The 20547-nt window shown below is 66.9% G+C and carries 16 protein-coding genes and 1 pseudogene; 9 read left to right on the top strand and 8 right to left on the bottom strand.

Translation table 11 applies throughout. The annotated features are described in order from the left end of the window. Positions 1–250: 250 nt before the first annotated feature. The 5 genes from kdpC to AX730_RS17420 form a co-directional block, all read right to left on the bottom strand. Positions 251–844 carry a potassium-transporting ATPase subunit KdpC gene (gene kdpC, locus AX730_RS17440; protein ID WP_062358477.1) on the bottom strand — a complete coding sequence of 198 codons (594 nt, stop codon included), beginning with the start codon at positions 842–844 and terminating at the stop codon, positions 251–253. Positions 845–853: 9 nt separating this feature from the next. Continuing rightward, a complete protein-coding gene (gene kdpB / locus AX730_RS17435; protein WP_062358476.1) occupies positions 854–2914 on the bottom strand; it encodes a potassium-transporting ATPase subunit KdpB in 2061 nt (686 codons plus the stop codon). A gap of 11 nt (positions 2915–2925) precedes the next feature. After that, complete coding sequence (gene kdpA / locus AX730_RS17430; protein WP_062358475.1) at positions 2926–4626, bottom strand: potassium-transporting ATPase subunit KdpA; 1701 nt, start codon at positions 4624–4626, stop codon at positions 2926–2928. Positions 4627–4746: 120 nt separating this feature from the next. Further along, positions 4747–5469 (bottom strand): TorF family putative porin, encoded by a 723-nt coding sequence (locus AX730_RS17425; protein ID WP_062358474.1) that lies wholly within the window; start codon positions 5467–5469, stop codon positions 4747–4749. 112 nt (positions 5470–5581) lie between these two features. Further along, positions 5582–6598 carry a sugar kinase gene (locus AX730_RS17420; protein WP_062358473.1) on the bottom strand — a complete coding sequence of 339 codons (1017 nt, stop codon included), beginning with the start codon at positions 6596–6598 and terminating at the stop codon, positions 5582–5584. A 239-nt stretch (positions 6599–6837) separates the two neighbouring features. Between AX730_RS17420 and AX730_RS17415 the strand changes: the two genes are divergently transcribed. Next, positions 6838–9636: a TonB-dependent receptor gene (locus AX730_RS17415; protein WP_062358472.1), complete on the top strand. Its 2799-nt coding sequence runs from the start codon at positions 6838–6840 to the stop codon at positions 9634–9636. 633 nt (positions 9637–10269) lie between these two features. On the opposite strand, the gene AX730_RS17410 is transcribed toward AX730_RS17415, so the two are convergent. Continuing rightward, positions 10270–11622 (bottom strand): pectate lyase family protein, encoded by a 1353-nt coding sequence (locus AX730_RS17410; RefSeq protein WP_062358471.1) that lies wholly within the window; start codon positions 11620–11622, stop codon positions 10270–10272. Positions 11623–11774: 152 nt separating this feature from the next. Here AX730_RS17410 and AX730_RS17405 point away from each other — a divergent pair, with 152 nt between their 5' ends. The 8 genes from AX730_RS17405 (at position 11775) to AX730_RS17370 (ending at position 19654) form a co-directional block, all read left to right on the top strand. Beyond that, on the top strand, positions 11775–12632 hold the full coding sequence (locus AX730_RS17405) for a 2-keto-4-pentenoate hydratase (RefSeq protein WP_062358470.1): 858 nt from the start codon (positions 11775–11777) through the stop codon (positions 12630–12632). Next, the gene (locus AX730_RS17400; protein ID WP_062358478.1) at positions 12629–13624 is read left to right on the top strand and encodes a TRAP transporter substrate-binding protein; all 996 of its coding nucleotides are present in this window, start codon (positions 12629–12631) and stop codon (positions 13622–13624) included. Before AX730_RS17405 ends, AX730_RS17400 begins: the two co-directional genes overlap by 4 nt. A gap of 13 nt (positions 13625–13637) precedes the next feature. Next, a complete protein-coding gene (locus AX730_RS17395; protein WP_062358469.1) occupies positions 13638–14153 on the top strand; it encodes a TRAP transporter small permease in 516 nt (171 codons plus the stop codon). Between the two features lie 3 nt (positions 14154–14156). Then, a complete protein-coding gene (locus AX730_RS17390) occupies positions 14157–15440 on the top strand; it encodes a TRAP transporter large permease (RefSeq protein WP_062358468.1) in 1284 nt (427 codons plus the stop codon). A 168-nt stretch (positions 15441–15608) separates the two neighbouring features. Further along, positions 15609–16664, top strand: coding sequence for a LacI family DNA-binding transcriptional regulator (locus tag AX730_RS17385; protein ID WP_062358467.1), 1056 nt, complete (start codon positions 15609–15611; stop codon positions 16662–16664). Positions 16665–16802: 138 nt separating this feature from the next. Beyond that, entirely contained in the window at positions 16803–17651 is an 849-nt protein-coding gene (kduI, locus tag AX730_RS17380; RefSeq protein ID WP_062358466.1) for a 5-dehydro-4-deoxy-D-glucuronate isomerase, read from the top strand. 34 nt (positions 17652–17685) lie between these two features. After that, positions 17686–18444 (top strand): 2-dehydro-3-deoxy-D-gluconate 5-dehydrogenase KduD, encoded by a 759-nt coding sequence (kduD, locus tag AX730_RS17375; protein ID WP_062358465.1) that lies wholly within the window; start codon positions 17686–17688, stop codon positions 18442–18444. Between the two features lie 85 nt (positions 18445–18529). Continuing rightward, positions 18530–19654, top strand: coding sequence for a GDSL-type esterase/lipase family protein (locus AX730_RS17370; RefSeq protein WP_062358464.1), 1125 nt, complete (start codon positions 18530–18532; stop codon positions 19652–19654). Between the two features lie 17 nt (positions 19655–19671). On the opposite strand, the gene AX730_RS17365 is transcribed toward AX730_RS17370, so the two are convergent. Together AX730_RS17365 and AX730_RS17360 are read right to left on the bottom strand one after the other, a co-directional pair. Further along, positions 19672–20184, bottom strand: a complete 513-nt coding sequence (locus tag AX730_RS17365) for a hypothetical protein (protein ID WP_062358463.1) — start codon at positions 20182–20184, stop codon at positions 19672–19674. Further along, positions 20177–20515 (bottom strand): annotated as a pseudogene (locus AX730_RS17360) (HAD family hydrolase); the annotation flags it as partial. The gene AX730_RS17365 and the pseudogene AX730_RS17360, both read right to left, overlap by 8 nt. Between the last annotated feature and the right edge of the window lie 32 nt (positions 20516–20547).

Raw genomic sequence — 20547 nt, 5'->3', positions numbered from 1 at the left:
CACCTGCCTTCGGCATCCTCTCCCCCGTAAACGGGGGAGAAGAGAAAGCCACGCGTCGCCCCGCTTCCGCCCCCTCTCCCCCGCATGCGGGGGCGAGGGCTGGGGTGAGGGGGCAAGACGCGGCGGCAGCACCAGGCCTGGAAGCGACCCCAGCTCCGTTCTCCCCATCACCTGCCTTCGGCATCCTCTCCCCCGCAAGCGGGGGAGAAGAGAACGCCAGGCATCGCTCCGCCTGCAGCCCCATGCCGCCTCACTCGGATTTTCCGGACGCATCCAGCGCAAGGTTGAGTTCCAGCACGTTGACCCGCGGTTCGCCGAACAGGCCGAACTGGCGGCCTTCCGTATGCGCCGCGACGAGGCGTTCGATCACCGCCGCATCGACGCCACGTGCGCGGGCGATGCGGGCGACCTGGATCCGCACGGCCGCGGGCGACAGATGCGGGTCGATGCCGCCGCCGGACTGGGTGACCAGGTCGCTCGGCACGTCGGCCGGCGCGACACCTTCGCGCGTGGCGACCGCGGCGCGCGCTTCGTCGATGCGGGCACGCAGATCGGGATTGGTGCGCGCCTGGTTGCTGCCAGCCAGCGCCATCGTGTCGTAGCCCGCGGCGGACGGACGCGGCTGCACGTAGCGGTCGTCAGCGAACGGCTGCGCGACCAGCGACGAGCCGATGACCCGGCCATCGCGTTCGATCAGGCTGCCGGTCGCCTGCGCGGGGAACAGCAGGCCGCCGATGCCGGTCGCGGCCAGCGAGTACAGCAGGCCGAAGCCGAGCAGCGTGACCAGGGCCAGCATCAGCGACGCGCGCCAGACGTTCGGAGAGGAAGCAGAGACAGCATTCATAGGAACTCCTCAGGCGCCGGTGACGGCGGCCAGCAACAGGTCGATGAGCTTGATGGCGGCGAACGGCAGCAGCACGCCGCCGACGCCGTAGACCAGCATGTTCCGGCGCAGCAGCGCGGTGGCGCCGGCCGGGCGGAAGCGCACGCCGCGCAGCGCCAGCGGGATCAGCAGCGGGATGATGATGGCGTTGAAGATCAGCGCCGCGATCACCGCGTTGGTCGGGCTGGACAGCTGCATCACGTTGAGCGCGGCCATCGAGGGGATGGCGGATGCGAACAGCGCCGGCAGGATGGCGAAGTACTTCGACACGTCGTTGGCCAGCGAGAACGTGGTCAGTGCGCCGCGCGTGATCAGCTGCTGCTTGCCGATCTCGACCACGTCCAGCAGCTTGGCCGGATCGGAATCGAGGTCGACCATGTTGCCGGCCTCCTTCGCTGCCTGCGTGCCGGAATTCATCGCCAGGCCCACGTCGGCCTGCGCCAGCGCGGGCGCGTCGTTGGTGCCGTCGCCGACCATGGCGACGAGGCGGCCGCCGGCCTGTTCCTGGCGGATGCGCGCCAGCTTGTCCTCGGGCCGGGCTTCGGCGATGTAGTCGTCGACGCCGGCCTCGGCGGCGATGGCGGCGGCGGTCAGCGGGTTGTCGCCGGTGATCATCACCGTGCGGATGCCCATCGCCCGCATGTGCGCGAACTTCTCCTTGATGCCGTGCTTGACCACGTCGGACAGTTCCACCACGCCGAGCACATGGCTGCCGTCGCTGACCACCAGCGGGGTGGCGCCGTTGCGCGCGACCTGTTCGACGCGTGCGGTGAGTTCAGCCGGCGCGGTGCCACCCAACGTCTTGACGTGCTGCACGATGGCGTCGGCCGCGCCCTTGCGGATGCCGCGCGCACTGCCACGACCGTCGTCGGGCAGGTCAACGCCGGACATGCGCGTCTGCGCGGTGAACGCGATGAACGTCGCGCGCTGCGGTTCCACCAGCACGGCGCCCTGCTCGCGCGCCAGCTTCACGATGGACTTGCCTTCCGGGGTGGGGTCGGCGAGCGAGGCGAGCATGGCGGCATCGCGCAGCTGCTCGCGGTCGACGCCGGCCAGCGGATGGAACAGCGTGGCCTGGCGGTCGCCATGGGTGATGGTGCCGGTCTTGTCGAGCAGCAGCACGTCGACGTCGCCGGCCACTTCCACCGCCTTGCCCGACTTGGCCAGCACGTTGGCGGCCAGCGCGCGGTTCATGCCGGCGATGCCGATGGCCGGCAGCAGGCCGCCGATGGTGGTGGGGATCAGGCAGACCAGCAGCGCGATCAGCAGCAGCGGATCGAGCCTGGCGCCGACGAAACCGGCGATGAAGGGCAGCGAGACGACGACGATGAGGAAGGTCAGCGTCATCGTCAGCAACAGCAGGCCGAGCGCGATCTCGTTCGGCGTCTTCTGCCGGTTGGCGCCTTCGACCAGCGCGATCATCCGGTCGAGGAAGCTGTGGCCGGGTTCGGCGGTGATCTTCACCACGATCTCGTCCGACAGCACCTGGGTGCCGCCGATCACGCCGCTGCGGTCGGTACCGGCCTCACGCAGCACCGGGGCCGATTCGCCGGTGACGGCGGACTCGTTGATCGTCGCGAGGCCTTTGACGATCTCGCCGTCGGCGGGCACCTGTTCGCCCGCGCTGACGATGACGTAGTCGCCCGGCCTCAGGTCGGCCGCAGGAATGCGTCGCTCGGTGCCACCGAGCGGCATATCGACGCGGCGCGCGACCAGGTCCTTGCGGGCACGCCGCAGCGAGGCGGCCTGGCCACGGCCGCGCGCTTCGGCGACAGCTTCGGCGAAGTTGGCGAACAGCACGGTGACGAACAGCAGCGCGGTCACCGCCCAGCCAAGGCCGGGCGTGGTGGTGCCGGCCAGCGTCAGGCCGGCGGTCAGCAGCGTGCCCAGCCAGACCACGGCCATCACCGGATTCCTGAAGGCGTGCTGCGGGGCGAGCTTGGTGAAGGAGGCGATCACCGCGGCGCGGAAGCCGGCGCTGTCGAGCAGCGCGGCCGGGCGGCGGTGGGAAACAAGCGTGGAATCGGTCATGGCGACAGTCCTCAGGACGCGATCAGCGCGAGGTGGTCGGCGACGGGGCCGAGCACCAGCACGGGCATGAACTGCAGCAGGGTCAGGATGACGACCACGGCGATCAGCGTCAGTGCGAAGGTGGGGGTTTCGATCTGCAGCGTGCCGACGCCGTCCGGCGCGACGCGCTTGCGGGCCAGCGACGCGGCGATGGCGAGCGGGATGATCAGGGCGGGATAGCGGCCGAGCAGCAGCATCAGCGTGGTGCTGAGGTTCCACCAGTAGGTCGCATCGCCCAGGCCTTCGAAGCCGGAGCCGTTGTTGGCGAACGCCGAGGCGTACTCGTAGAACACCTGGCTGATGCCGTGGAAACCCGGATTGGAGTTGCCGGTGATCGACGGCACGGCCAGCGTGATGGCGGTGAGCGCCAGCAGCGCCAGCGGTTGCAGCAGCACCAGCACGGCGAGCAGCTTCACCTCGTGCGCTTCGATCTTGCGGCCGAACAGCTCCGGCGTGCGGCCGGTCATCAGGCCGGCGAGGAACACGCTGAGCAGCAGGTAGACGAGGAACTGCTGCAGGCCGCAACCGACGCCGCCCCAGACCGCGTTGACCAGCATGTTGCCCATCGCCACCAGGCCGGTGAGCGGCGCGGCGGAGTCCAGCATCGCGTTGACCGAACCGTTGTTGACGGCGGTGGTGGTGGCGGCCCACAGCGCCGAGGCGTCGGCGCCGATGCGCACTTCCTTGCCTTCCATCACTGCGATGTCCTGCACAGGTGCGGCGTGGCTTTCGAACCAGATCGCCAGCGCCGACGTCGCCATCCACATCGCCATCATCGTGCCGACCACCAGCGCAGTGAACTTCTTCCGCCCGGTGAACGCGCTCACCATGAAGGCCACGCCGACCGGGATCAGCAGGATCGCCAGCGTCTCCAGGACGTTGGCGAACGGCGTCGGGTTCTCCAGCGGCACCGCGCTGTTGGGACCGTACCAGCCGCCGCCGTTGCTGCCGAGCTGCTTGGCCGCAACCATCGCGGCGACCGGACCAACGGGAATCTTCTGTTCGGCCATCTCCGCCGAGGCGTCGACCGGCGTGGCGACCGGCCCGCCCTGCAGCGTGGAGGGCACGCCCTGCCACGTCAGCAGCAGCGACCATGCCAGGCACAGCGGCAGCATCACGCGCACGGTGGGACGCAGCACGTCGGCCCAGTAGTTGCCGACATCGGCATCATCGGTGGCGGGCGTCGTGGCCTGGTCGCCGCGCCCACCGAAGAAGCCACGCAACGTGGCCACGACCAGCGCCAGGCCCATCATCGGCGTGATCACCTGCAGGCCGACGATGCCGGTCATCTGCGCCAGGTGCGACAGCTGCGCCTGGCCCGAGTAGTGCTGCTGGTTGGTGTTGGTGAGGAAGGACACCATGGTGTGCAGCGCCAGGTCCCAGCGCATGTTCGGCGCGTCGTTGGGATTGAGCGGCAGCCAGGCCTGCGTCATGAACACGGCCCACACCAGCCCGCCGACGACAAGGTTGCTGGCGAGGAAGGTCGTGGCATATGTCTTCCAGCCCATGCCCTGCGCGGGATCGACGCCGAACAGCCGGTACAGCGGACGTTCGATGCGCCCGAACACGGCATCGCCGCGCATCGGTGCGCCGCGCATCACCGCGGCCAGGTAGCGACCCAGCGGCCAGCCCAGCGCCAGCACCAGCGCGATAAGGATGAGGAATTCGATCATCGGGAGTCACCTGACGGCATGCGTACGCGCCGCGTGATCAGCAGGAACAGGACGCCGGCACCAGCGAGCACGCCCGCCAGCGCCAGCAACAGGGAGAGGAAGGACGTGAGCATGGCGGCCTCAGAACGATGTCTGCAGCGCGGCTTCGACACGCGAACCGGCCAGGCCGGGGAACAGTGTTTTGGCGCTGCGGTCCGTCGCGTGCGCGGTCACCCGCAACTCGAACGGTGCCTTGAACGCCCACACGGCGCCGAGTTGCGCATGCGCGTAGCTGTCGTCGTAGGCGTCGTCCAGCCAGTAGTAGCCGGCGGCGGCTTCCAGGCGGACCTGTTCGTTCAACGGCAGCTTCGTGCCGAGTTGCGCGTAGGTGCCGGCTTCACCGGTCGCCAGCGCGCCATTGGAGTAGCCGAGCTGGGCCCAAGTGTTCTGCTTCCAGGTCAGCGTGCCGATGGCCTCCGTCCAGTTGAGATCAACGGTGGTGGACGGATAGCGGTAGTGGGTCAGGTTGACGTCGAGCGCCCAGTCGTCGGACAGGGTGCCGGCCCAGCCGACGGTGACGTCGAGTTCACTGCTGGCTTTCGTCTCGGGCGCGAACTCGACGTTCGATCCCCACACGGCGCCATACACGCCGTTGTCGGCGCTGGCCTTGAAGCCCGCCTGCACCGCAGGGTCGCCCTGCGTCTGCGTGACGCCGCGCCAGACGTAGTCGGTGGTGAGCGCGCCGGAACCGCTGAAACTGGCGGCCTGCGCGGTGGACGCCGCGGCCAGCAGCAGGCCGGTGGCGAGGGAAGACACGACAAGCGCAGGCGACGGCCTGCGCGAAGAAGAACGGGAGAAGGACATGAAGGCGATCCAGGCGGAAGACGTTCCGCCGACCGCGAAAGTCTGGTCCTGGCCCGCGTAAAGCCGCCATGCGCAGTGCGCGTGGCGGCGTAAATTCGGCGTAAAGCGCGCGTCAGCGCTTCACGTCGAGGCTGTCCTCACCGAGGAACGCGTGGACATCCGTCGCGGCCACCAGATTGAAGTCACCCGGCAGCGAATGCTTCAGGCAAGCGGCGGCAACGCCGAAGTGCAGCGCCTCCGCGTGTGTCATCCCCACGAGCCCGCCATGCAATACGCCTGCCGCGAACGCGTCACCGGTGCCGATGCGGTCGACGATCGACGAGATCTCGTACGCAGGCGTGGTGTGCAGTGAGCTGTCGCGCAGTGCGGTGATGCCCGACAACGCGTGATGATCGACGCTGCGCTGCACGCGCACCGTCGCCGCCATCTGCTGCAGATGCGGGAAGGCCGTGAATGCGGCTGCCGCGCCGGCAGCGAATCGCTCCTGCGGTGTCGCCTGCGGGAACTCCAGGCCCAACACCACCTGCAGGTCGCGATGGCTGGCGAACAGGATGTCGGCTTCCGACATCAGGCCGTGCAGGATGGAGGGTGCGTCGCCACCCCACGCTTCCCATAGCTTGGGACGGAAGTTGCCGTCGAAGGACACCTTCACCCCTGCTGCGCGCGCCGCTTTGACGGCCGTAAGGACGCCATCCGCCGCGTCCTGGCCCAACGCGGGCGTCACGCCCGACACATGCAGCCAGTCCGCGCCCGCCAACAGCGTGCGCCACTCGTGCGTGCCGCCACCGGCGCGCGCGAACGCCGAGTCCGCTCGGTCGTAGAGCACTTCACTCGGTCGCTGGATGGCGCCCTGCGTCAGGAAGTACAGGCCCATGCGTCCCGCCGCCTGCCGCACGCCATCGGTGTTGACGCGATGCCGGCGCAGTTCACCCAGCGCGGCCTCCCCTAGCGCGTTGTCGGCGACCAACCCCACCATGTGCGCCGTGTGCCCGAAGCGCGCCAGCGAAACGGCGACGTTCGCTTCTGCACCACCGATATGCACGTCCAGTACTGGCGATTGCAGCAACACCTGACGACCCGGCGCCCCCAATCGCAACAGCAGTTCGCCAAAACAGACGATCTTGCCCATGACCCGACTCCTCCCGTGATGGTGGCGCAACAGCCTCGCGTGTCCCTCCCGACTTGTCCACGGGACAAGGAAAAGCGTGCCGGGACGGCAGTTGTTGTTGCAGCGCACACTCTGTTAGCGTTGTTTTTGACCAGCGGTGTCATTTTACCGCCTGGATGGGTTCAGAAGGGAATAAGCAGCGGTTTTTGCCACTAAAACAGTCGCGGTACGCGGCCATGGTCCCTTGAGGAGGGGAGAACATGCCAGTTAGTCACCAGAACCGGAAGACACCGGTTACCTTGCTTGCGGTTTCGATCGCGCTGGCGCTGCAGGTCACTGCGGCCGCACATGCCCAGGAGGCGGAAGCCACGCCTGCGCAGGCCGCCACAGAGCCGGTAGACACCACGCTCGATACGATCAGCGTGACGGGTTACCGCGCCAGCCTCGAGAAGGCGCTGGACATCAAGCGCGGTGAGAAAGGCATTGTCGATGCCATCGTTGCGCAGGACATCGGCAAGTTCCCGGACCTCAACCTGGCCGAATCATTGCAGCGCATTCCCGGCGTGGTGATCACACGCGATGCCGGCGAAGGCCGCAACATCACCGTCCGCGGCCTGGGCCCGCAGTTCACGCGCGTACGACTGAACGGGCTCGAGGCGATGAGCTCCGTCGGCAGCAGCGATGGCCAGGGCGGCGCCAACCGCAGCCGCAGCTTCGACTTCAATGTGTTCGCCTCCGACCTGTTCTCGCAGCTCATCGCGCGCAAGACCGCCTCGGCGGATGTCGAGGAAGGCTCGCTGGGCGCCACCGTCGACCTGCGTACCGCGCGTCCGCTCGATTTCGACGGCTTCACCGCGACCGGCAACCTGCAGGGCAGCTTCAACGATGCCTCCAAGACCACCAGTCCGCGCTTCGCCGGCCTGATCTCGAACAGCTGGGCGGACGGACGGTTCGGTGCGCTGCTGTCGGTCGCCTACTCGGAGCGCAACACCGTGGAGGAAGGCTCGGGCACCGTGCGCTGGGCTGGCGGCACCACCAACGGCGGCTTCAATGCGGCATCGCCCTTCACCCCGGCGCTGGCGGCCAACGTCTATTCACCGCGGTTCCCGCGCTACACGTTGATGGAACATGACCAGAAGCGCCTGGGCGTGACGGCGGCGCTGCAGTTCAAGCCTTCGCCCGACACCACGTTCAGCCTGGACGCGCTGTATTCGAAGATCGATGCGGTCCGCGATGAGCGCTATATCGAAGCCAACAGCCTGAGCAAGTCGAGTGGCACCGGCAAGAAGAACGACATCCGGGTGATGGACGGCGTGGTCGAAAACGGGGCCTTGGTCTATGCGGTGATGAACAACGTCGGCCTGCGCGCCGAGAACCGCCATGACGAATGGCAGACGACGTTCAAGCAGGTCAGTCTGGACGGCGAACATCGCTTCAGCGACAGCTTCCGCGTCACCGGCAAGGTCGGAACCTCGAAGTCGGAGCACAGCAATCCGATCCAGGCGACGGTGATGATGGATCGCTATGGCGTGAACGGCTACAGCTACGACTTCCGCGGCAACCCGAACCTGCCCGTTTTCAACTACGGCATCAATCCCACCGATCCCGCGGGCTGGAACCTGTCGGTCATCCGGCTTCGCGAGAACTACGTCACCAACGACTACAACACCGGTCAGTTGGACTTCGCCTGGATCATGTCGCCGACGTTCACCCTGAAGGGCGGCGTCCAGGCCAAGAACTTCGGCTTCGTATCCAGGGAGCGTCGCCGTGGCGCGACCGAGACCGTCGTGCCGACCAACACCACCGGCGGCACTTCCGCCACGCCCGTGCCCCTGCCGGGCAACCAGATCATCCAGGCGCGGCTCAGCGGCATCAGCGGCGCGCCCGGTACCTGGGTGGTGCCGGATTTCGACGCCGTCGCCAACATGTACGACATCTTCAGCGACAGCGGCACGTTCACGATGCTCAACTACACCCCCAGCGACCAGCGCGTCGGCGAAAAGGACCGGGGTGCCTACCTGATGGGCGAGTTCAGCACGGATCTCGGTCCGGTGCCGTTCTCCGGCAATTTCGGCGTGCGCTATGTGCGGACCAGCCAGAGTTCCACCGGCGTCGGCACGATCAACGGCACACCCACGGTGATCACGGCCAATCGCGAGTACAGCGACACCTTGCCCTCGTTGAACCTGGTCGCCGAAATCACGCCTGACTTCCTGATCCGCTTCGGCGCCGCGAAAGTCATGGCGCGCCCGCCGCTTGGCAACCTGACCCCTGGCGTGACCGTCAGCGTCAGCGGTTCCGCGAGGACCGTCTCTGCCGGCAATCCGGTGCTGAATCCGCAGCGCGCCAAGACCTACGACCTCGGCTTCGAGTGGTATTTCAACGAAGGCGCGATGCTGGGTGCCGTGTTGTTCTACAAGGACATCGGCAGCTTCATCCAGAACACGCGCGAGACACGCCCGTACAACACCAGCGGCCTGCCCAACAGCCTGCTGGCCGGCACCACGGCGCTGCCCACGGACGACTTCGTCTTCACTGTGCCGATCAACACCCCCGGCGGCAGCCTGCGCGGCATCGAGCTGAACTACACCCAGCCGTTCACCTTCCTGCCGGGCATCCTGAGGGACTTCGGCACGCAGCTGAACTACACCTACGTCGATTCGGAGATGCAGTACATGCTGTCGTCGGGTGCGCTGGCACAGAAGGACCAGCTGACCGGCACTTCCAAGACGGGCTGGAACGCGTCGCTGTACTACGAAGGCAAGCGCCTGTCGGGTCGTGTGTCGGCGACCAACCGCTCCGCCTACCTGATCCAGGTGCCCGGCACGGAAGTGGGCTTCAACAGCGATGCCGGTGGCGTGCACAGACAGAGCGGAACCACCGTCCTCGATGCGTCGATCCGCTACAAGATCAACGGCAATCTGGAGGTCAGCCTGGAAGGCAGCAACCTGACCAACGAGGCGCAGGAGTCCTGGGTGTCCAATCCCGCCCTACAGCTGCCCCTCGAGTACAGCAAAACCGGACGCCAGTATCTGCTGGGTCTGCGCTACAAGTTCTGAAGCAAGTCGCAGCACGCGCTCATTACCATGCGTGTCACCCGCAAAACCCGGCCAGGGAACTGGCCGGGTTTTCTTTCATCGAAGGGTCGCCGGCTCGTGCGCGGGACCCCCGATGTCCATACCGCCAGCGCATCGTGTCCGTTGCGGCACTGCGTGCCGCGGCGTCCGCCGGCATCGCAAACGGGAAGACGTTGGCATGACACGCGCCGCAAGCGCCTGATCCTGCCTGCGATGGCGGCAGATGCTCATGAAGCGCCTCTGCCGCGATCCGCCGTATTCCCTGCAACTCAGGCCAGGCGGCTCGTCTTCCAGCGTGTCACCGACGTCGCCGGACAGGGCTCACGGTTGGCAGCACGTGTCGGCCGCGACATCCTTCGAGGGGACCGTCGCACGAGCGGGCCCGCGCGAGGATCGCACCTGCCGGTCAGGCGCCATGCCTCGACCCGCGTCTCGGATCCGACCGGATGCGTGATCTTTCGTCATGACGCACTCGGCAACCACAAGTGCGTCCGCCTGCCTGCTGGGAAGGATCGCGACCATCGTGCGAATGCGGCGGGCGTTCCGCCGCGCGATCCTCAAGGCCGGCTCAGTGTCGGCACCGGATCCGCCAGAGGAAGCCGGTGCCGGTACGACTCAGCGCAACGGCTCGCCGCGCGTATAACCGGCAACCGGTTCCATCACATCGAGATGCCATTCGCTCTCGACGAACGGCTTGCGGCTCTCCTTGTATTGCGGATAGCCGCCGACCTGCTCCTGGCTGTCGATGATCTCGCCACGTCCTTCGATGACGTCGGCCACGATGCGACGATCGATCAGATCGCGGTTCCAGGGCGTGGCACCCACGGTCTCGATGACCGCGTCCTGCACCTTTCCGGACGGCAGCAGCGTTACGCCGAAGGGCAGCGCTGGTGCCGCCTTGACGCGATTGAGCTTCACCGGCGCCGTGGTGTAGCTCCCCATCTCCTGGATGCTCGTATGGCCCGTGCGGTCGACGATCAGGTTGTCCTGCGCGTAGAGGTCCAGATCGCCGGAACCGCCGATCATCAGGAACGCCAGCGGCTCCGTCGACTTGCCTGCGCGCATGACATTGCCGCGCACCACCATGTCGCCCTTTGAATACGGGTGACCCTGCCACTCTTCCGCGATCAGGTTGTAGTGGATCGCCCGCTGGCCGGGGTTGTAGATCAGGTTGTTGATCACCTGGCCGCGCGCGCCGCCCTTGAAGAGAGGGCTGCGCTCGTAGTTGTGCGCATACAGATTGCCGACGATCAGCACCTCGTTCACGTGATCGTGGATCAGCGAGCCCTTGGAGTGTTCGCCCTTGGGATGGGTGGCGTGCGCCAGTCCTTCGCTGACGATGTTGTTGCTGTAGGTGATGCGGCGCGAGGCATTGGCCATCCATTCGGCTTCGTTCTCGCCGTGGAAACGCGTGCTGGAGGCGCTGAGGTTCTCGTCCGTTGCCCAGGTCAGCGAACAGTGGTCGACAATCACGTCATGCGCGCCGCGCACGGTCGTGATGGCGTCGATGTCGCCGGAGCGCTTCGGCATGCCGCCGTCGCCGGGCCGGATGCGAAGGTGACGGATCACCACATCATGCGTGGCGATGGTCAGGCCGCCCTTGATGATGGTCACGCCCGGATGCGGTGCCGTCTGGCCGGCGATGGTCAGAAACGGCTCGGTGATCCGCAGTTCCTTCATGCCCAGGTCGATGACGCCACCGACTTCGAACACCACCGTCCGTGGACCCTTGCCACTGACCGCCTCCTTGAAGGAGCCGGGGCCATCGGCCGCCAGGCTGGTGACACGGACGATCTTGCCGCCACGCCCGCCGGGCGTGTGCGCTGCCGCGCCTTGCGCACCCGGAAAGGCGAGTGGACGCGTGTCGGCAGCCAAGGCCGTGGAGGTGGTCGCGGCGAAGCCGATGAACAGGGCGGCCAGCCCGCAAGCCAATCCGCTGGCGCGCGTGGGGAAACGGATGTGAAGCATTGGCTCCCTCCCAGGAGTGGATCGACGCATCGTGGCATCGGGATGGGTTTTTGCGGCAGTGCACATTGTCAATGACACCGGTTTACCATATACAGGCCATCAACCTGCACTGTCACTCGGCAGTGCAGCAAACCCCAGCGGGGAGAGCCCACTTGAGTAACGACCAGAATGCCCTCGCCGACGCACGCGCTGACGCGCCTGCGCTGGCCGCCATCGCCGACGCCTTTGTCGGTGCGCGCCGCCAGGGACGGGCTTTGCCCGGATTTCCCGGTGATATCCCGGACGACCTCGTTACCGCGTACCGCGTGCAGGACCTGGCGATCGCGCAGTGGCCGGACGGCGTGGCCGGATGGAAGGTCGGCTTCATCGCGCCCGAACGCCGGGATGCGTCGGGGGACGAGCGCCTGCTCGGGCCGATCTTTGCACGCCAGCTTCAGTTGACCACCGGTAGTCAGAGCAGGTTTGAGGTATTTTCTGGCGGGTTCGGCGCCGTCGAAGCCGAGTACGTGCTGCGCCTCGATGCGGATGCGCCCGCCGGCAAGACCGACTGGACCCCGGAGGAAGCCGCCACCGTGCCGTCGACACTGTTCATCGGTATGGAAGTGGCCAGCAGTCCGCTGGCCACGATCAACCAGCTCGGTCCGCGCGTCGTCGTGTCGGACTTCGGCAACAACAATGGGCTCGTGATGGGCGCGGAGATCCCGGATTGGACCGAACGCAGCGATGATTCGCTGACGTGCTCGACCTGGATCGATGGCCAGCAGGTCGGTCAGGGCGGCGCCACCACGCTGCCAGGCGGATTGCGCGCGGCGTTCGCGTTCGCGCTGGCGCGCTCGGCGCGGCGCGGCAGGCCACTCAAGGCCGGCGAACTGATCGCCACCGGCAACGCGACCGGCATCCACGACATCCTGCCGGGCCAGCAGGCCCGCATCGAGTTCGATGGTCATGGCAGCATCGAATGCCTCGCCATCGCGGCGACACCGAAGGACGAGGGGGATTGGCGCGCATGATGAACCGTCGTCGTTTCCTCGGTACCGGGCTCGGTGCCGCCGTGGCCCTGCCGTTGGCCAGCCGTCATGTCTCCGCCAACGAAGGCCGGCGCGTGCTGACCGCAAGCGATGTCCACGTGAAGGACTACCCGACGGTCGAGGCCGTGCGCTGGATCGGCGATGCGATGGCACGGGAGACCGGCGGTCGCCTGACGCTGCGCCAGTACCACTCCGGCCAGTTGGGCCGCGAATCGGAAGCCATCGACATGGCGCGCTTCGGTGTCATCGACATCACCCGCGTCTTCTCGGGCGCGCTCAACAATGCGCTGCCGCTGACACAGGCGCTGTGCCTGCCCTACGTATTCGACTCCGTGGCGCATCTCCGCCGTGTGATCGATGGCGAGGTGGGCCAGGCGGTCCTCGACAGCTTCGGCGCGCGCGACCTCGTTGGCCTGGCGATCTACGACTCCGGTGCCCGCTGCTTCTACAACAACAAGCATCCGATCACGTCGCCTGCGGACCTGCATGGCATGAAGATGCGGGTGGCGGCCTCCGACATCTTCATCCGGTTGATTCGCCTGCTCGGCGCGAACCCCACGCCGATGTCGTTGGGCGAGACCTTCTCTGCGATGGAGACGCACATGATCGATGGCGCCGAGAACAACATGCGCAGCTTCCACTCCAGCCGCCATTTCGAAGCGGCGAAGTACTGGTCCGAGACGCGCCATTCCTACGCGCCGGACGTACTGGTGATGTCGCGCGCGAGCTTCGAGTCGCTGGTGCCGAAAGATCGCGAGTTGCTGGCCAGGCTTGCGCGCGAATCGGTGCCGGTGATGCGCGCGAAGTGGGACGAATCCGAGGATACGGCGCGCAAGGCGGTGCTGGCGCACGGCATCAGGACCAACGAGGTCGACATGGATGCGTTCCGGAAAGCGGCGCAACCGCTGCTGGACGCCTATCACCGCCAGCCCGAGATCGAAGCCCTCTACCGTCGCATCCGCGACCTGGCCTGACGAGAACAGCCCGATGACCGAGACCGCCTCTTCCGCCCCCCTTGGCCCGGTGCAGCGCGCACTGGACCGGTTGGCCGACATTGCCATCGGCGTTGCCGCCACCGCCTTGATCGGCCTGGTCGTCGTGCAGGGCTGGCAAGTGTTCACCCGCTACGTATTGAATGATTCGCCAAGCTGGACCGAACCGGTGACCCTGCTGCTGCTCAGCACCGCCATGAGCCTGGGTGCGGCGGCAGGCGTACACACCAACCGGCACTTCAGCTTCCACCTGCTGGCCGAAAATCTTCCTGCGGCGGCACGCTTCGTGCTGTCGATCGCACGTCCGCTGCTGATCGCCGCCGTTGGCGCGATGATCGCCGGCTGGGGCGGCGTCCTGCTGCTCGATGGTCTGGACATCAAGATCGCCGGCGCTTCGATGCCGCAGAGCATCAACTATCTGCCCCTCTCGATCGGCGGCGTGCTGATCTGCGTCTTCGGGCTCAACAAGACGTGGCAGGCGTTGACGCCTGCGCATGCAGAAGGAGTCTGATCCGTGGCCATCGCAATCCTGTTGGGTGCGTTCGTACTGCTGTTGCTGCTCGGCGTACCGGTCGCGTTCGCGCTCGCCGTCGCCGCGCTGGCCACGCTGCTCTACCTCGATGTGCCGTCGATCGTGCTGGTCCAGCAGATCTCGGCGGGCTCGGGCTCGGTGTCGCTGATCGCGATCCCGCTTTTCATCTTCGCTGGCGAGCTGATGCTGCGGGGTGGCATCTCCGAGCGGCTGATCGCGCTGGCGTCGTCGCTGGTCGGTCGCATGCGCGGCGGACTGGGCCAGGTCAGCGTGCTGTCGTCGCTGTTCTTCGGCGGCGTGTCCGGCTCCGCACTGGCCGACGTCTCGGCGGTCGGCGGCACGATGATCCCGCAGATGGTCAAGCGCGGCTATGACGTGGACTATGCGGTGAACGTGTGCATGACCGCCGCGCTGGTGGCGCTGCTGGTGCCGCCATCGCACAACCTGATCCTGTTTTCCGCGGCAGCGGGTGGCGGCATATCAATCACCGACCTGTTCGCGGCCGGCATCGTGCCAGCGCTGCTGATGACCGTGGCGATGATGATCACCGGTTACGTGGTGGCACGCCATCGTGGTTACGGCACGGAACCCTTCCCGGGCTGGCGTGCCGTGATGATGCGCCTGATCGGCGCACTGCCCGGTCTCGGCCTCGTGACGCTGATCTTCGTCGGTATCCGTGCCGGCATCTTCACCGCGGTGGAGTCGGCGGCGATCGCGGTGGTGTACGCCTTGCTCGTCACCGCCCTGCTCTACCGGCAGCTGCGCTGGGCCGAGTTCCGGGGCGCCGTGGTGCATGCGGCACGCACGACCGGCGTGATCCTGTTCGTCATCGCCACGGCCGCCGTGTTCGGCTGGCTGCTCGCTTACCTGCAGGTGCCCGCTGCCGCGGTGGATTTCCTGCAGTCGATCGCCGACAGCCAGCGCACCGTGCTGTTGATGATCGTGGTGATCCTGCTGGTGCTGGGCATGTTCATGGACCTGGCGCCGAAGATCCTGATCTGCACGCCGATCTTCCTGCCGGTCGTGAAAGCCTACGGCATCGACCCGATCCACTTCGGCCTGGTGATGGTACTGGCGGGCGGCATCGGCCTGGTCACACCGCCGGTGGGTTCGGTGCTCTTCATCGGCACCTCGATCGGCAAGATCACCGTCGCGCAGAGCATGCGCACGATCTGGCCGTTCTGGCTGGCCGCCCTGGCGGTACTGCTGGTCGTGGCGTTCTTCCCCGAGCTGTCGCTCTGGCTGCCGCGGACGTTGCGGGGATAGCGCCATCAGCCTGGACGCCGACTGCACGCACTCTCGCCCCTGCCCGGCCACGCTTTCCTTGCGGTCATGGCGGAAATGAGGCGCCTGCAGGTAATTCTGGCTACCGCCCGCGACGACACCCCCAGCCGCTAGAATCCTTCCGACAGACGAACGGACCCGCCCAGCCCCATGCCCGCGCGCAAGAAGCCCGAAATCCCCGCGACCCTGCCCACCGCCGGCAAGGCCGCGACCATCAACGACATCGCGCGACTGTCCGGCGTCTCCAAGAAGACCGTCTCGCGCATCATCAACCACTCGCCGCTGGTCCGTAAGGACACGCGCGAGAAGGTCGAGACGCTGATGCGGGACGTGGGTTACGTGCCAGACCCGATGGCGCGCGGGCTGGCATTCCGGCGCTCGTTCCTGATCGGCATGGTCTACGACAACCCGACCGCGCAGTACATCGTGAACATGCAGTACGGCGCGCTGGACGCGCTGCGTGATTCGGGGTTCGAACTGGTCGTGCATCCCTGCGACAGCCGCAGCCCCGGCTACATCGACGGCGTGCGTCGCTTCGTGCAGCAGCAGAAGCTGCACGGCGTGATGCTGGTACCGCGTGCCTCGGAAGACCAGGCGCTGGCCGACATGCTGGCCGAGATCGGTTGCCGCTACACGCGCATCGCCTCGGTGTCGATGGACGAGCCCGCCCGCATGGTGGTCACCCACGACCGCGACGGTGCCGCCGAAGCCGCCGAGTACCTGCTGTCGCTGGGCCACACCGATATCGCGCTGATCACCGGCCCGGCCGCGTACCGGTCGTCGATCGAGCGCACCGACGGTTTCGTGCAGGCCCTCGCCAAGCGGGGTCTGGAACTGCCGAAGTCGCGCATCATCGAAGCCGGCTACACGTTCGAGTCCGGTGTGGTCGCGGCCGAGAAACTGCTGTCGTCGAAGAACCGGCCCACCGCCATTTTCACCGGCAACGACGAGATGGCGGCCGGCGTCTACAAGGTCGCCATGCGCGCGGGCATCAGCATCCCGCGCCAGCTGTCGGTGATCGGCTTCGACGACAGCCCGCTCGCCTCGCGGCTGTGGCCTTCGCTGACCTCGGTTCGCCGCAATACCCGCGATACCGGCCGGACCGCCGCCGCCATGCTGATCCAGCCGGAAGGCACGCCGATGCTGGCCGCCGCCAGCATCCGTCCGCACCTGGTCATCCGCGACTCCTCCCAGCCCCCCGAGTAAGTCCGCGCCCGGCACGCCCACGGCCGCGCCGGTGCCGCAACGCAAAATGACACCGGTTACCAAAGACCGTAGAATCTTTCCCACGCCTTCCCCGACGCCCTGCTCGAACGGCGTCCTGCATCCGACGGAGCTCCGCCCATGTTCTGCAAGACCTATCACGCCACCCATCCGGACATGATGGACGGCGCCAGCAACGACCAACTGCGCGACCGTTACCTGATCGGCAACCTGTTCGCCGACGACACCGTGCAGCTGAACTACTCGCACAACGAGCGCTTCGTGATCGGTGGCGCCGCGCCGGTGTCCAAGAAGGTCGACCTGCCGCGCCAGACCGAGCCCGCATCCGCTGCCGGCAAGCCGTTCCTCGAGCGCCGCGAGCTGGGCGTGATCAACGTGGGCGGTGGCTCAGGCAAAGTCACCGTCGACGGCACGAGCTATGCGCTGGGTCCGAAGGATGGCCTGTACGTGGCGATGGGCAGCGCCGACGTGGCGTTCGAATCGGACGATGCCGCCAATCCCGCCAAGTTCTACCTGACCTCGACGCCAGCGCATGCGCGCTTCGAGACCAAGCAGCTGTCGATCAAGGATGCGGTGGCGCTGGAGCGCGGCGCGCTGGAAACCAGCAACGAGCGCACGATCTACCAGTTCATCGTGCCGGCGACCTGCCAGTCCTCGCAGCTGCTGCTCGGCCTGACCGTGCTGAAGACCGGCAGCGTGTGGAACACCATGCCGCCGCACCTGCACGACCGCCGCAGCGAGGTCTATTTCTACTTCGACCTGGCCGAGAACGACCGCGTCTACCACTTCATGGGCGAACCGGAAGCGCAGCGCCACATCGTCGTGCAGAACGACGAGGCCGTGGTGTCGCCGCCGTGGTCGATCCACATGGGTTCGGGCACCAGCAACTACGCCTTCATCTGGGCGATGGGCGGCGAGAACCTGGACTACACCGACATGCACGTGCTGGACATCTGCCAGCTCAAGTAACCGCGGCGCCACCCAACATCCGAGGGAATCCACGATGGCAAGCAATCCGTTCAGTCTCGAAGGCAAGGTCGCGCTGGTGACCGGCGCCAACACCGGCCTGGGCCAGGGCATCGCACTGGCACTGGCTGAAGCCGGTGCCGACATCGCCGCCGCCGGCATTGTCGAAGCCGCCGACACCGGTGAGAAGGTGCGTGCGCTCGGCCGCCGCTTCCTCAATCTCGAAGCGAACCTCATCAGCATCGATCCGGTCGAACGCCTGGTGAAGGAAACCGTGGATGGCCTTGGCGGTCTGGACATCCTGGTCAACAACGCCGGGCTGATCCGCCGCGCGGACGCGGTCGACTTCAGCGAGAAGGACTGGGACGACGTGATGAACGTCAACATCAAGTCCGCGTTCTTCATGTCGCAGGCGGCAGGTCGTCATTTCATCGCGCAGGGGCGCGGCAAGATCATCAACATCGCGTCGATGCTGTCGTTCCAGGGCGGCATCCGCGTGCCGTCGTACACCGCCAGCAAGTCGGGCATCGCCGGCATCACCCGCCTGCTCGCCAACGAGTGGGGCGCCAAGGGCGTGAACATCAACGCCATCGCGCCTGGCTACATGGCCACCGACAACACCGCGCAGCTGCGCGCGGACGAAGACCGCAACAAGGCGATCCTGGACCGCATCCCGGCCGCTCGCTGGGGTGAACCGTCGGATCTGGGCGGTACCGCCGTGTTCCTGTCCTCGCGCGCGTCCGACTACGTCAACGGTGCGGTCATTCCGGTCGACGGCGGCTGGCTGGCACGCTGAGCTTCCGCTTCCTGCTTCAGCAACACGGGCCGCGCTCTTCTCGGACGCGGCCCGTGTCGTTTCTACTCGCCCACACGGTGTCGCCATGATCCGTCCGCTCGCTTCGCTGCTCCTGCTCGTCGCCCTGCCCGCCCTCGCGCAGACCACCCCGCCACGACAGGTCTTCATCGCCGGCGATTCCACCGCCAGCCAGTACGGTCCGGAGCGTGCGCCGCGTGAGGGCTGGGGCCAACAGCTGCAGGGCTTCCTCGACGACAAGGCCTACGTGGTCCGCAACCACGCACAGAGCGGGAGAAGCTCGCGCAGCTTCGTCGCCGAGGGCTGGTTCGATGGCATGGCGAAGGAGATGCGCCGCAGCGACGTGCTGCTGATCCAGTTCGGCCACAACGACGAAAAGATCGAGGACCCCACCCGCTACAACGAGCCGCAGCGCGCGTTTCCCGAATGGCTGATGCGCTACGTCGCGCTGGCCCGCGACAAGGGCGCGACGCCGATCCTGGTGACGCCGGTGGCACGCCGCAAGTTCGACCGTGGTCAGTTGCTCGACACCCATGGCGTGTACGCGCAGGCGGTGCGCGACCTTGCCCAGCGCGAACAGGTGGGCCTGATCGACCTGACCGCCCTGAGCATGGACTGGCTGCGCGCGGCCGGCGACGACGCAAGCAAGGCGTACTTCATGCACGTCCCGGCACAGGACCAGCAGGACGACACCCATTTCCAGCAACGCGGTGCCGTGATGGCCGCGTGCCTGGTCGTCGCGGGCTGGAAGCAGATCGACCCGTCGCTCGGGGTGCACGTGAAGCGCGATACCGATTGCGGAGCACCTGCAACCGCGCTGGCGGACCGCAAGGCGCAGCTCCGCCCGTCACTCGTGGTGCACGAACGCGATATCGCCATCGACCAGCCTGGCCCGCACGGCGGCGCGGGAACCAGTACCGCCTACCCGTTCTTCAAGGATGTGCCCGCGCTGGACGTCGAATTCCGCAAGCGTGTGTTGCGCCACGGCGCCGGCATCGGCCTGCACCAGCACCACAAGGATGAGATCTACTACGTGCTCAGCGGGCGAGGCATCTACGAACTGGATGGCAAAGCGCAGGAAGTACGCGCAGGCGATGCGATGCTGACGCGTCCCGGCAGTACCCATGCGATCCGCCAGGATGGCACGGACGATCTGGTGCTGCTGATCACGTACGCACGCAAGGCGCCGTAGACCTTACCGGCACGCGCTCAGTTGCGCGGCGCTGGCCTGTCCCAGCGCGCATAGCTGGCGTCGATGGCGCTGTGCAGGCGACGGTATTGCGCGCCGCCCGGTTCCGCCTGCAGACGACCCGCCACGGCCCTCCAGCCGCCCTCATGGTCGCGCGACCATTCGCGGACGACCGCGCGGCAGGGTTGGCCCACGATCTGCGCCAGCGCGCAGGCCATGAAGATGTCGCCGGCCGTCCAGTCGGGCTGTTGCTGCATCGCTTCGACATAGGCGCGCGGGACGGCGTAATAGCGCGCCATCTCGTCCGCGAACGCAGCGGGATAGCGGGCCGCGTATTCGTTGATGTCGGCGAGGTGGCGATCCACCGACGTATCGCCGGACGCGGGCGCATAGGTCTCCGCGCTTTCCTGCGCGGACGCGGGCATGCCGGTCGCCATGGACAGGGCGCAGGACAACAGGAACGCCATCGGCAGCGCACGCTTCACCGTGGCACTGTGTCCCAGGGCCGCTGCACCACGCATGTCGTCAGGCATCAGCTGTCGCCTCGATCCTCGCCAATGCATCCACCAGTCCACCCGCGTTCTCCACCACGTGCAGGCGCGGCGCATCGGCGTCGACGCCGTGCTCGGCCTCCAGCGCCCAAGTGACGTGGTACGGCATATGGATGCCCCACCCGCCCAAGGCGAGCACGGGTTCGATATCCGATCGCAACGAATTGCCGATCATCGCGAAGTGCGAAGGCGTTACGTCCAGTTCGCGCAGCACGCGCGCGTACGTGGCCTCGTCCTTCTCCGAGACGACCTCGATGCGGTGGAACAGGTCGGTCAGGCCCGATTGCGCGATCTTGGCTTCCTGATGGAACATAGGTGTTCCGTATGTTGCTGTTTTTGCAATCA

It is taken from the genome of Pseudoxanthomonas mexicana, assembly GCF_001556105.1.
In the GTDB taxonomy this organism is placed as follows: domain Bacteria; phylum Pseudomonadota; class Gammaproteobacteria; order Xanthomonadales; family Xanthomonadaceae; genus Pseudoxanthomonas_A; species Pseudoxanthomonas_A mexicana_A.
Note: the sequence above shows the minus strand (reverse complement) of the source record. Positions and strands in the feature narration are given on the sequence as shown.

Coding starts and splice junctions, on each gene's coding strand:
- kdpC (WP_062358477.1), bottom strand. CDS start 844: ATGAATGCTGTCTCTGCTTCCTCTCCGAACGTCTGGCGCGCGTCGCTG.
- kdpB (WP_062358476.1), bottom strand. CDS start 2,914: ATGACCGATTCCACGCTTGTTTCCCACCGCCGCCCGGCCGCGCTGCTC.
- kdpA (WP_062358475.1), bottom strand. CDS start 4,626: ATGATCGAATTCCTCATCCTTATCGCGCTGGTGCTGGCGCTGGGCTGG.
- AX730_RS17425 (WP_062358474.1), bottom strand. CDS start 5,469: ATGTCCTTCTCCCGTTCTTCTTCGCGCAGGCCGTCGCCTGCGCTTGTC.
- AX730_RS17420 (WP_062358473.1), bottom strand. CDS start 6,598: ATGGGCAAGATCGTCTGTTTTGGCGAACTGCTGTTGCGATTGGGGGCG.
- AX730_RS17415 (WP_062358472.1), top strand. CDS start 6,838: ATGCCAGTTAGTCACCAGAACCGGAAGACACCGGTTACCTTGCTTGCG.
- AX730_RS17410 (WP_062358471.1), bottom strand. CDS start 11,622: ATGCTTCACATCCGTTTCCCCACGCGCGCCAGCGGATTGGCTTGCGGG.
- AX730_RS17400 (WP_062358478.1), top strand. CDS start 12,629: ATGATGAACCGTCGTCGTTTCCTCGGTACCGGGCTCGGTGCCGCCGTG.
- AX730_RS17395 (WP_062358469.1), top strand. CDS start 13,638: ATGACCGAGACCGCCTCTTCCGCCCCCCTTGGCCCGGTGCAGCGCGCA.
- AX730_RS17385 (WP_062358467.1), top strand. CDS start 15,609: ATGCCCGCGCGCAAGAAGCCCGAAATCCCCGCGACCCTGCCCACCGCC.
- kduI (WP_062358466.1), top strand. CDS start 16,803: ATGTTCTGCAAGACCTATCACGCCACCCATCCGGACATGATGGACGGC.
- kduD (WP_062358465.1), top strand. CDS start 17,686: ATGGCAAGCAATCCGTTCAGTCTCGAAGGCAAGGTCGCGCTGGTGACC.
- AX730_RS17370 (WP_062358464.1), top strand. CDS start 18,530: ATGATCCGTCCGCTCGCTTCGCTGCTCCTGCTCGTCGCCCTGCCCGCC.
- AX730_RS17365 (WP_062358463.1), bottom strand. CDS start 20,184: ATGCCTGACGACATGCGTGGTGCAGCGGCCCTGGGACACAGTGCCACG.